The following is a 12,217-nucleotide window of genomic DNA, read 5'->3' as shown; positions in this document are numbered from 1 at the left end:
CAACCCAATGCATAAGCTGCGCCATTCTACCCTTAGCGCAGTGCGATCGCAAGGCAGTGCGTTTTCTACCCTCAGTCGAAATATTCGACTACCAGGCGGCGCGGTGCCACACGACCGTCATCGGCAATATCGCCCACGCCGATAAATTTACGCTCTTCACCTTCGGTGATACGCACCATGCCCGAAGTCGGTGCACCGGCAACCTGTACGGGCTGCCCCTGCTTGACATATCCGGCAACCACCGGCAGCAAATTCACTTCCGGGTAGTTCTCCACCGGACTGTCCATCGGCATCAGCAGCGGATCGAGCAGCTCGGCCGGCGCGATTTCCTGCACCTGTGCCTGCTCCAGCAATTCGTTCAGCTGTTCCAATGTGACCATACGTTCGGTCGGATAGGTCGCCACCTGCAGGCGACGCAGGTAGATCACGTGTGCGCCACACCCGAGCAGCTCACCGAGGTCGTCGGTAATGGTGCGGATGTAGGTGCCTTTCGAACAGTGAATTTCCAGCTCCAGCTCGTCCCCTTCCCAGCGGATAAACTGCAGGTCGTAAACGGTAATGCTGCGTGCTTCACGTGGGACTTCGATACCCTGACGAGCATACTCATAGAGTTTCTTGCCCTGGTACTTCAGCGCCGAATACATCGAAGGCACCTGCTTGATATCGCCGCGGAAGCTGTCCAGCGCCACATCGAGCTGCGCCTGGGTGAAGTTCACCGGACGTTCCTGCACGATCTGACCGTCGGCGTCCGAGGTATCGGTGCGCTGACCCAGTCGGGCAATGACGCGATAGCGTTTGTCGGAGTCGAGCAGAAATTGGGAAAACTTGGTCGCCTCTCCGAGGCAAATCGGCAGCATGCCGGTCGCCAGCGGGTCGAGCGCGCCAGTGTGGCCCGCACGGTTGGCGTTATAGAGGCGCTTTACTTTTTGCAGGGCGTCGTTAGACGACAGGCCCTGCGGTTTGTCCAGCAACAGGACGCCGTGGATATCACGGCCGCGGCGACGAGGGCGACTCATTAAGCCTCCTCGTCATCGCCTGATGCGGAACGGCGTTCGGCGTCGTTCTTCACTACGTTGGTCACCAGGTTGGACATGCGCATGCCTTCAACCAGGGAGTTGTCGTAAGCGAAGGTCAGCTCAGGAACTACACGCAGGCGCATGGCTTTGCCCAGCAACGTACGGATGTAGCCAGAAGCGTCTTGCAGCGCTTTGATACCGTTTGGCACCAGTTCCGGATCGGCGTTTTCGGTCAACACGTTCAGGAAGGTGACATAAACTTTGGCGTAGGCCAAATCACGAGAAACTTCTACACCAGAAACGGTAGCCATGCCGATACGCGGATCTTTGACTTCACGCTGCAGAATGATAGCAATCTCTTTTTGCATCTCTTGTGCCACGCGCTGACCGCGGCTGAATTCTTTTGCCATTTTGGATTCTCCAGACAAATCGGGGGGCACAAGGCCCCCCAGAAAAGACTTAAGCAGATGTGCTAGCGTTAAGCGATGGTACGTTGGATCTCGATGATTTCGAAGACTTCGATCATGTCGCCGACGCGCACGTCGTTGTAGTTCTTAACGCCGATACCACATTCCATGCCGTTACGGACTTCGTTAACGTCATCTTTGAAGCGGCGCAGGGATTCCAGCTCGCCTTCATAGATAACCACGTTGTCGCGCAGAACGCGGATTGGGTTGTGACGTTTGATGTTACCTTCGGTAACCATACAACCGGCAATAGCACCGAACTTAGGTGATTTGAACACGTCACGCACTTCTGCCAGACCGATGATCTGCTGCTTGTACTCAGGCGCCAACATACCGCTCATCGCCTGCTTCACTTCGTCGATCAGGTTATAGATCACGGAGTAGTAACGCAGATCCAGGCTTTCTGCTTCAATCACGCGGCGCGCAGAAGCGTCGGCACGGACGTTGAAGCCCAGGATGATGGCGTTGGAAGCGGCTGCCAGCGTTGCGTCGGTTTCAGTGATACCGCCGACGCCAGAACCAACAATCTTCACTTTCACTTCGTCGGTAGAGAGTTTCAACAGTGAATCCATGATGGCTTCACAAGAACCCTGTACGTCGGATTTCAGTACGATGTTCAGCTCAGAAACTTCACCGTCGGTCATGTTCGCAAACATGTTTTCCAGTTTAGATTTCTGCTGACGCGCCAGTTTAACTTCGCGGAACTTGCCTTGACGGTACAGCGCAACTTCACGCGCTTTCTTCTCGTCACGGACCACGGTCGCTTCATCACCGGCGGCAGGAACGCTGGACAGGCCCAGGATCTCAACCGGAATAGAAGGACCCGCAGAGGTCACTTCGCGACCCAGCTCGTCACGCATCGCACGCACGCGGCCGTATTCGAAGCCACACAGAACGATATCGCCTTTGTTCAGCGTACCTTCCTGTACCAGTACGGTAGCAACCGGACCACGACCTTTATCCAGGAAGGATTCGATAACTACGCCGCTGGCCATGCCGCTGCGTACCGCTTTCAGTTCGAGAACTTCGGACTGCAACAGGATAGCGTTCAACAGTTCGTCGATACCGGTACCGGCTTTCGCAGATACGTGAACGAACTGAGCTTCGCCGCCCCACTCTTCCGGCATAACGCCGTACTGGGACAGTTCTTGCTTAACGCGATCCGGATCGGCTTCCGGCTTGTCAATTTTGTTCACTGCAACCACCAACGGCACCTGCGCTGCTTTCGCATGCTGGATAGCTTCGATGGTTTGCGGCATCACGCCGTCGTCGGCAGCAACAACCAGTACAACGATGTCAGTCGCCTGAGCACCACGGGCACGCATTGAAGTAAAGGCTGCGTGGCCTGGGGTATCCAGGAAGGTGATCATGCCGTTGTCGGTTTCTACGTGGTAAGCACCGATATGCTGGGTAATACCGCCGGCCTCGCCTGCTGCCACCTTGGTGGAGCGGATGTAGTCCAGCAAAGAAGTTTTACCGTGGTCGACGTGGCCCATGATGGTCACGACTGGCGCACGTGGCTCAGCCGCTGCACCGGTATCACGGTCGCTCATCAGCGCTTCTTCCAGCTCGTTCTCACGACGCAGGATAACTTTGTGGCCCATCTCTTCGGCAACCAGCTGCGCGGTTTCCTGATCGATGACCTGGTTGATGGTGGCCATTGCGCCCAGTTTCATCATCGCTTTGATGACCTGAGAGCCTTTAACCGCCATCTTGTTAGCCAGTTCGGCTACGGTGATGGTTTCGCCGATCACAACGTCACGGTTAACCACCTGAGCCGGCTTGTTGAAGCCCTGCTGCAGAGTGCTTGGCTTACGCTTGCCTTTACCGCCACGGGTAACGGCGCGCGCTTCTTCACGGTCTGCTTTAGACTCGGAAAGTTTGTTGCCTTTCTTCTGCTTGGTCGCTTTACCGCCACGAGTGCGGCTACGGCGTTCGCCTTCAACTTTGGCGTCGTTTTCGTCTTCAGCTGCACGGGCATGCTGAGAGGTGGTCACGTGGTAATCGGCTGTTTCAACCGCAGCGCTTGCTGCTTCAGCTTCGGCCCACTTCTCACCGTTCTCTTCTGCCATGCGGCGAGCTTCTTCCGCAACGCGTTTGGCGTCTTCTTCGACCTTACGGCGTACTTCCTCTTCCGCTTTACGTTTCAGTTCGGCGGCTTCGGCTTCACGGCGTGCTTTTTCTGCCTGAGCTGGCTTGGTCATTTCGTCGGTATGTTGATTCGTCACTTTTTCTTTTTCCGCTGAATTACGCTTAGCAATCTCCGCGGCCTCACGTTTGGCTTGCTCTTCGGCTGCGCGCTTCGCTTCTGCTTCGCGTTTCGCTAGCTCTTCCGCTTCGCGCTGTGCCTGCTCTTCCGCTTCACGCTGTGCCTGCTCTGCCGCTTCAGCCTGTTGGGCTTCTGGCGTATCGCGATTTACATAAGTGCGTTTCTTGCGGACCTCAATTTGCACCGATTTACTTTTACCGCCGGTGCTCGGAATATTCAAGGTGCTGCGCGTTTTGCGCTGCAACGTGAGCTTACCAGGCGCGCTACCGTGTTCACGGTTCAGGTGCGCCAGTAAGGCTTCTTTCTCGTGTTGGGTTACAGAGTCTGTCTCAGACTTGTTAATCCCTGCATCAGCAAACTGCTGTACCAGGCGATCAACTGGAGTCTGAATCTCTGCTGCCAGCGATTTTACGGTTACATCTGTCGTCATGCTGTTCCTTCCTGCTACAGTTTATTACGCGTTGTCGCCAAACCAACAGATATTACGTGCGGCCATAATCAGCTCGCCGGCTTGCTCATCGCTAAGCCCTTCAATATCAGCCAGATCGTCAACACCCTGCTCGGCAAGATCTTCCAGCGTACAAACCCCACGCGCGGCCAGTTTAAAGGCCATGCTGCGCTCAAGACCCGACAGGTTGAGCAAATCGTCAGCAGGTTTTTGGTCGCCCAGGCTTTCTTCTTGTGCCAGGGCCAGCGTGGTCAATGCAGCTTTGGCGCGATCGCGCAACGCTTCAACCATATCTTCATCCAGACCGTCGATTTCCAGCAGCTCTTTGATTGGCACGTAAGCCAATTCTTCCAGCGTAGAGAAGCCTTCTTCAACCAGTACGGTGGCGAAATCTTCGTCGATATCAAGATACTTGGTGAAGGTATCAATGGCGGCATGAGCCTCGGCCTGGTGCTTGGCCTGCAGATCGTCCGCCGTCATCACGTTCAGTTCCCAACGGTCGTCGTCACGGTGTTGTTTTAACAGCTGGGATGCCAAACGCACGTTTTGGCCATTACGGCCGATCGCCTGTGCCAGATTGCTGGCTTCAACGGCGATATCCATAGTGCAATTATCTTCATCAACCACGATCGAGGCAACGTCTGCCGGCGCCATGGCGTTGATGACGAACTGCGCGGGGTTATCATCCCACAGGATGATGTCGATACGTTCACCGCCGAGCTCGCTCGAAACGGCCTGAACGCGCGCACCGCGCATACCTACGCAAGCGCCGACCGGGTCGATGCGTTTGTCGTTGGTTTTCACTGCAATTTTCGCACGGGAGCCTGGATCGCGGGCTGCCGCTTTAATTTCAATCACTTCTTCGCCGATTTCCGGTACTTCGATGCGGAACAGTTCTTTCAGCATCTCGGCGCTGGAGCGGCTGACGAACAGCTGAGCACCACGGGCCTCGGGACGAACGGCGTACAGGATGCCGCGGATGCGGTCGCCTGGACGGAAGTTTTCACGTGGCAGCATGTCTTCACGGCCAATCACCGCTTCGGCGTTGCTGCCCAGATCCAGCGCAATGCTGTCACGGTTAACTTTCTTCACCACGCCGGTGACGATTTCACCTTCGTGCTGACGGAAAGCATCAACGACCATAGCGCGCTCGGCTTCACGTACTTTCTGTACGATAACCTGTTTCGCGGTTTGAGTGGTGATACGGTCGAAGGTCACAGATTCAATCTGATCTTCGATATAACCGCCCAGCTCGATGCCTGGCTCTTCATACTGCGCAGCTTCCAGCGTGATTTCACGCGTTGGCTGAGTCACTTCATCTACGGCGACCCAACGGCGGAAGGTGTCGAAATCGCCAGTTTTGCGGTCAATGCTGACGCGAACTTCGATTTCCTGCTCGTATTTTTTCTTGGTGGCGGTGGCTAATGCGGTTTCCAGCGCTTCGAAAATCTTCTCACGCGGAAGGGATTTTTCATTGGAAACAGCTTCAACAACAGCCAGAATCTCTTTATTCATCCTAGTTGCCTCATCCAAACTTTAAAAGTGGGGTACCAGGTTCGCTTTCTGGATATTGCTCAGCGCGAACACTTCATCTTTCCCTTCCACAGTAACCGTGATCATCTCGCCATCGACAGACTTGATAATGCCCTGCCATTTGCGACGGTTCTGTACGGCCATACGCAGGACCAAGCTGACTTCATCACCGAGGAAACGAGTATAGTGTTCGGCGGTGAACATCGGGCGATCAAGGCCAGGAGAGGAGACTTCCAAGTTGTAAGCGACAGTGATTGGCTCTTCGACGTCCAATACAGCGCTGACCTGGTGGCTGACATCAGCGCAATCGTCAACATTGATGCCGTTTTCACTGTCAATATAGATACGGAGCGTCGATTGGCGCGCACGAATAAATTCGATGCCTACAAGTTCAAAGCCCAACGCTTCTACCGGTGCCGAAAGCATCTCTGTTAATTTTTGCTCTAATGTGGACAAGCCCACCCCCAAGACATAAAAAAAGGGCCTAATAGCCCAGTGATTCTGTTGCCAAATAACAAAAAACCCCGAAAATTCGGGGCTTTATGCAACTGGACCCTGTTTGCCGCTGAGCGGCTTCGGTGCAACTTTCTAACAAGTGTCATTTTCAAATGTTGATCGAGAAAAGCGGAATTCAATCGAAAAGTGTATTTGAAAATAAACACTTAAAGGAAAGTGGTTGCGGGGGCCGGATTTGAACCGACGACCTTCGGGTTATGAGCCCGACGAGCTACCAGGCTGCTCCACCCCGCGTCCGAAAACGTGGCAAATATTACGCCGATAATCGCAAAATTGCAAGTTATCTCTGGGATTTGGTACCGAGGATGGGACTCGAACCCACAAGCCCGTTAGGGCACTACCACCTCAAGGTAGCGTGTCTACCAATTCCACCACCTCGGTACTGATTCTTACTGCTAACGGCTGTTATTTTAATGAGGTAACAACAACCGTTTTCAAACTCTGTTACTGCATGCTGCTTACTGCGGGATATCGCTGCTCGGCTTGGTTGGTGCTGCCGGCGCGGTAGTCTGCTCAGATTTCACTGGCTGACCCAGGTTTTCCCACTCGCTGCCTTTTTTGCTCTGGTTGGTGCTCAGGTTGCCCAGGATCAGACTGATGACGAAGAACAACGTCGCCAACACAGCCGTCATGCGGGTCATGAAGTTACCGGAACCGCTCGAACCGAACAATGTGCCAGAAGCACCTGCTCCGAATGAGGCTCCCATATCAGCGCCTTTACCTTGCTGCAGCATAATCAGAGCAACCAGCCCGATTGAGATCAGCAGGAAAATTACCAGAAGAGCTTCGTACATAGTTGTACCCGTATCCTTGCGGCTTCACCGCGTGCCAAATGCTTCACACCCCAAAGGCTTCTAATTTTATTAAGAAGTCGCAGGCGTTATATCAAACTGCCCACTGAAGCGGGTGTGAATACTAACCAAAGGCGCCAAACCACGCAAGGGCAATTTGCAGCCACCGGCGCGTTTGCGGAAAAAAACACCAATAAAATTCGCAGGCTGTGATTTCCGAGGGCAGCGGTCGCCCCCGGACCGATCAAAAAAGCGTTAGCCCGCAGATTTCACCGCGTCGGCAATGCGATGTGCCAATGCCGTCACTTGCTGCTCGTCTTCGCCTTCCACCATCACGCGGATCAGCGGCTCGGTACCGGATTTACGCAGCAGTACGCGGCCACGGCCAGCCAGTTCGGCCTCAACCTGCTCGGTGATTTTACGCACCTCTTCCGACTCCAGCGGGTTGTGCTCGCCGACAAAGCGCACGTTGACCAGGATCTGCGGCAGTAATTTCATGCCGCTGCACAGATCGTGCAGGCTCATGCTGTTGCGGACCATCGCCGTCAGTACCTGCAGACCGGCAACGATGCCGTCACCGGTGGTGGTTTTGTCCAGCAAGATCACGTGGCCGGAGTTTTCCGCGCCAATTCGCCATCCCAGTTCCTGCAGCTTCTCCAGGACGTAGCGGTCGCCGACTTTCGCGCGAGCAAAGGGGATGCCCAACTGTTTGAGCGCCAGCTCCAACCCCATGTTGCTCATCAGCGTACCCACGGCACCGCCGCGCAGCTGGCCCTGGCGCAACCCTTCGCGGGCAATAATATAAAGGATCTGGTCGCCGTCGACCTTGTGGCCAAGGTGATCAACCATCATCACCCGGTCGCCATCGCCGTCAAACGCCAGACCGACGTGCGCTTTTTCCAGCAGCACGCGTTCTTGCAGTTGACGAACATCTGTTGCACCGCATTTTTCATTGATGTTCATGCCGTCCGGCTCAACGCCGATGGCAATCACCGTGGCACCCAATTCACGCAGCACGCTAGGCGCAATGTGATAGGTGGCGCCGTTGGCGCAGTCCACCACGATTTTCAGGCCCTTCAGGCTCAGTTCGCTCGGGAAGGTGCCTTTGCAGAATTCGATGTAACGGCCAGCAGCATCGATGATCCGGCTGGCTTTACCCAACTCGGAAGATTCTACGCAGGTCAGCGGTTTTTCCATTTCAGCTTCAATGGCTTCTTCCACATGATCCGGCAGCTTTGCGCCATCAATGGAGAAGAATTTAATGCCGTTGTCGTAAAACGGGTTGTGGGAGGCCGAGATCACAATACCGGCTTCCGCACGGAAGGTACGCGTCAAATAGGCCACTGCTGGCGTCGGCATAGGACCGGTGAAAGAAGCAGACAATCCTGCAGCGGCAAGGCCGGCTTCCAGCGCAGACTCCAGCATGTAGCCGGAGATGCGGGTATCTTTGCCGATAATAATTTTACGAGAGCCGTGACGTGCCAGTACCTTACCCGCCGCCCAGCCCAGCTTCAGAACGAAATCAGGGGTAATAGGACTATCACCGACCTTGCCACGAATGCCGTCGGTACCAAAATATTTACGCTCGCTCATGTCTCTATCATCCCTTAGCTGAAATGGTTGCCTCGACGACACGCATCGCCTCGACGGTTTCTTTAACGTCATGCACTCTGACAATGTGCGCGCCCTGCATGGCGGCGATTACCGCACAGGCCACGCTGCCGATGATCCGCTGATCGGGCGGCACATTCAGCAGTTGCCCAATCATCGACTTGCGTGACATGCCGACCAACAGCGGCAGGCCGAAGTGATGAAACTCGGACAATCTGGCCAGAAGCTGATAATTGTGCGCTAAATTCTTACCGAAACCGAACCCGGGGTCGAGCAGCAATTTCTGATTTGTAATGCCGGCGGCATTACAGCGTTCAATATGATGTTGGAAAAAGGCGTTCACATCGCCAATCAGATCGTCATAGTGCGGTGCCTGCTGCATGGTTCGCGGCTCACCCTGCATGTGCATCAGGCACACCGGCAACCCGCTTTCCGCCGCAGCGGCCAATGCGCCCGGCTCCTGCAATGAGCGAACGTCGTTGATCAGGTGCGCACCGGCCTGAGCCGACTCGCGGATCACCCCCGCTTTCGAAGTATCTACCGAGATAAAAACTTCAAAACGCCGGGCAATGGCTTCAACGACGGGGACTACGCGCGCGATCTCTTCGTCTTCGCTGACCTCTGCTGCTCCCGGTCTGGTCGACTCGCCGCCCACATCAATCATGGTCGCACCGGCCGAAATCAGCGCGTGCGCGTGCAGTAATGCCTGATTGAGCTGGTTGTGTTGGCCGCCGTCAGAAAAAGAATCCGGGGTCACGTTGAGGATCCCCATCACCCGCGGATGGGAAAGATCGAGAGTCATGTCTCGCACGGTTAACTGCATTGCTAATCCACCTTACTGTTGCCTGGTTCACTGCCCGCCGGGCAATAAAAAACCCCGGCATGCCGGGGTTCGATGTTATTACACAGCCAAAGTTACTTGTCTAGCTGTTCAGACATGGTATTGCCTGGGTTTGGCGTGCGCGGTTCATCAACCGGCGTCGGGGCTTTTGGTGTGCCACCGTTGTCGGAATTGCTGCCCTTGCCCACATCGTCCCAACCCGCTGGCGGACGCACGTCTTTACGGTTCATCAGATCGTCAATCTGTGGCGCGTCGATGGTTTCGTACTTCATCAGGGCATCCTTCATTGAATGCAGGATGTCCATGTTCTCCATCAACAACGCACGCGCTCGCACATAGTTGCGTTCAATCAGGGACTTGACTTCCTGGTCGATGATGCGCGCGGTTTCGTCCGACATGTGTTTCGCCTTGGCCACGGAACGGCCCAGGAACACTTCGCCCTCTTCTTCCGCATACAGCAATGGCCCCAGCTTCTCGGAGAAGCCCCATTGGGTCACCATGTTGCGGGCTATCGAGGTCGCCACTTTAATGTCGTTCGAGGCGCCGGTAGAGACTTTTTCCGGTCCGTAAATGATCTCTTCAGCCAGACGACCACCGTACAGAGTAGAGATTTGGCTTTCCAGCTTCTGACGGCTGGCGCTGATCGCATCCCCTTCCGGCAGGAAGAAGGTCACGCCCAACGCACGGCCACGAGGGATAATCGTAACCTTGTGCACCGGATCGTGCTCAGGAACCAGGCGTCCGATAATGGCGTGGCCTGCTTCGTGATACGCGGTCGACTCTTTCTGCGCTTCGGTCATGACCATGGAGCGGCGTTCCGCACCCATCATGATCTTGTCTTTGGCTTTTTCAAACTCAACCATCGACACGACACGTTTGTTGCCGCGAGCGGCAAACAGCGCAGCTTCGTTGACCAGGTTGGCCAGGTCAGCACCGGAGAAGCCCGGCGTACCACGAGCCAGCACAGAAGCATCAACATCTGGTGCCAGCGGCACGCGACGTGAATGCACTTTCAGGATCTGCTCACGGCCACGCACGTCCGGCAAGCCCACCACAACCTGGCGGTCGAAACGGCCTGGACGCAGCAACGCCGGGTCAAGCACGTCCGGACGGTTGGTCGCAGCGATAACGATGATGCCTTCGTTGCCTTCAAAGCCGTCCATCTCAACCAGCATCTGGTTCAGCGTCTGCTCACGTTCGTCATGACCGCCGCCCAGGCCGGCGCCACGCTGGCGACCGACGGCGTCGATTTCATCGATAAAGATGATGCACGGCGCGGCTTTCTTCGCCTGCTCGAACATGTCACGCACACGAGAAGCACCGACACCCACAAACATTTCCACGAAGTCTGAACCGGAAATGGTGAAGAAAGGCACTTTCGCCTCACCGGCGATAGCTTTCGCCAGCAGGGTTTTACCTGTCCCCGGCGGGCCAACCATCAGCACGCCTTTCGGGATCTTGCCGCCCAGCTTCTGGAAACGGCTCGGCTCGCGCAGGTATTCCACCAGTTCGCTTACTTCGTCTTTTGCTTCGTCACAACCGGCAACGTCAGCAAAAGTGGTTTTGATCTGGTCTTCCGTCAGCATGCGGGCCTTGCTCTTGCCGAAGGACATCGCGCCCTTGCCGCCGCCGCCTTGCATTTGACGCATGAAGAAGATCCAGACCCCGATCAGCAACAGCATCGGGAACCATGAAATAAAGATAGAAGCCAGCAAACTCGGCTCTTCAGGCGGTTCACCAACCACTTTCACATTCTTGGTCAACAACGTATCCAGCAACTTAGGATCGTTGACAGGGATGTAGGTCGTGTATTTGTTACTGTCTTTCTTGGTAACGTTAATTTCACGTCCATTGATTCGCGCTTCGCGAACCTGATCTTGGGTCAGTTCGGACATGAAGGTAGAGTAATCCACCCTACGGCCATTCGACTCGCTGGGCCCAAAGCTCTGGAATACAGACATCAACACTACCGCGATGACTAACCAGAGAATTAGGTTTTTCGCCATGTCACTCAAGGGATTAACCTCATATTACAACTGTGTTAACAAACAGCGTTAGGGTACTACAGCTTGCGCCCTGTCGCTACAATGTACACTTCGCGCGAACGTGCGCGGGAAGCGTCTGGCTTACGAATCTTAACCTTCGTAAACAGGGAGCGAATTTCCCGTAGGTACTCGTCAAAGCCATCTCCCTGGAACACCTTCACCAGGAAACTTCCGCCTGGTGCGAGGACATCACGACACATTCCCAGTGCTAATTCCACCAGATACATCGATCTTGGAATATCGACGGCCGGAGTGCCACTCATATTCGGGGCCATGTCAGACATGACCACCTGAACCTTACTTTCACCTACTCGTTCCAACAGAGCCTTGAGCACCAGTTCATCACGAAAATCGCCCTGAAGGAAATCGACGCCAACGATAGGATCCATTGGCAAAATATCACAGGCGATGATGCGACCGGAACCGCCGATCTGGGTCACGACGTACTGTGACCAACCGCCCGGCGCCGCACCTAAATCCACTACGGTCATGCCAGGTTTAAACAGTTTGTCACTCTGCTGTATTTCATCAAGTTTAAACCAGGCGCGCGAACGTAGCCCTTTTTTCTGCGCCTGTTGCACATATTTATCGCTAAAGTGTTCTTGTAACCAGCGACTGGAGCTAGCAGAACGCTTTTTATTAGCCATCTCGTTTTCCAACTATCATAAAAAGAGTCTTAA

At 54.9% G+C, this 12,217-nt stretch carries 10 protein-coding genes and 2 tRNA genes; all 12 read right to left on the bottom strand.

The window, feature by feature from the left end:
- Positions 1–71 precede the first annotated feature (71 nt).
- Positions 72–1,016 carry a tRNA pseudouridine(55) synthase TruB gene (truB, locus tag LQ945_RS15410; RefSeq protein ID WP_270101133.1) on the bottom strand — a complete coding sequence of 315 codons (945 nt, stop codon included), beginning with the start codon at positions 1,014–1,016 and terminating at the stop codon, positions 72–74.
- Positions 1,016–1,426 (bottom strand): 30S ribosome-binding factor RbfA, encoded by a 411-nt coding sequence (gene rbfA, locus LQ945_RS15405; RefSeq protein WP_262241346.1) that lies wholly within the window; start codon positions 1,424–1,426, stop codon positions 1,016–1,018. The genes truB and rbfA overlap by 1 nt, the downstream gene beginning before the upstream one ends.
- 68 nt (positions 1,427–1,494) lie before the next feature.
- Complete coding sequence (gene infB / locus LQ945_RS15400; RefSeq protein ID WP_262241345.1) at positions 1,495–4,182, bottom strand: translation initiation factor IF-2; 2,688 nt, start codon at positions 4,180–4,182, stop codon at positions 1,495–1,497.
- Positions 4,183–4,206: 24 nt separating this feature from the next.
- Complete coding sequence (gene nusA / locus LQ945_RS15395; RefSeq protein ID WP_262241344.1) at positions 4,207–5,715, bottom strand: transcription termination factor NusA; 1,509 nt, start codon at positions 5,713–5,715, stop codon at positions 4,207–4,209.
- Between the two features lie 21 nt (positions 5,716–5,736).
- On the bottom strand, positions 5,737–6,189 hold the full coding sequence (gene rimP / locus LQ945_RS15390) for a ribosome maturation factor RimP (protein WP_071827073.1): 453 nt from the start codon (positions 6,187–6,189) through the stop codon (positions 5,737–5,739).
- 217 nt (positions 6,190–6,406) lie between these two features.
- Positions 6,407–6,483 (bottom strand) — tRNA-Met (locus LQ945_RS15385).
- Between the two features lie 60 nt (positions 6,484–6,543).
- Positions 6,544–6,630: transfer RNA gene (locus LQ945_RS15380), tRNA-Leu, on the bottom strand.
- Between the two features lie 77 nt (positions 6,631–6,707).
- The gene (secG, locus tag LQ945_RS15375; protein ID WP_020824951.1) at positions 6,708–7,043 is read right to left on the bottom strand and encodes a preprotein translocase subunit SecG; all 336 of its coding nucleotides are present in this window, start codon (positions 7,041–7,043) and stop codon (positions 6,708–6,710) included.
- A gap of 252 nt (positions 7,044–7,295) precedes the next feature.
- Positions 7,296–8,633 (bottom strand): phosphoglucosamine mutase, encoded by a 1,338-nt coding sequence (glmM, locus tag LQ945_RS15370; RefSeq protein ID WP_270101132.1) that lies wholly within the window; start codon positions 8,631–8,633, stop codon positions 7,296–7,298.
- Between the two features lie 7 nt (positions 8,634–8,640).
- Positions 8,641–9,474, bottom strand: coding sequence for a dihydropteroate synthase (folP, locus tag LQ945_RS15365; protein WP_270101130.1), 834 nt, complete (start codon positions 9,472–9,474; stop codon positions 8,641–8,643).
- 92 nt (positions 9,475–9,566) lie between these two features.
- Positions 9,567–11,498: an ATP-dependent zinc metalloprotease FtsH gene (gene ftsH / locus LQ945_RS15360; protein WP_262241341.1), complete on the bottom strand. Its 1,932-nt coding sequence runs from the start codon at positions 11,496–11,498 to the stop codon at positions 9,567–9,569.
- A 56-nt stretch (positions 11,499–11,554) separates the two neighbouring features.
- Entirely contained in the window at positions 11,555–12,184 is a 630-nt protein-coding gene (gene rlmE / locus LQ945_RS15355; RefSeq protein ID WP_012004940.1) for a 23S rRNA (uridine(2552)-2'-O)-methyltransferase RlmE, read from the bottom strand.
- Positions 12,185–12,217: the final 33 nt, after the last annotated feature.

Source organism: Serratia liquefaciens (genome assembly GCF_027594825.1).
Lineage (GTDB): Bacteria > Pseudomonadota > Gammaproteobacteria > Enterobacterales > Enterobacteriaceae > Serratia > Serratia liquefaciens_A.
This window is presented reverse-complemented; position numbering and strand designations above follow the sequence as displayed.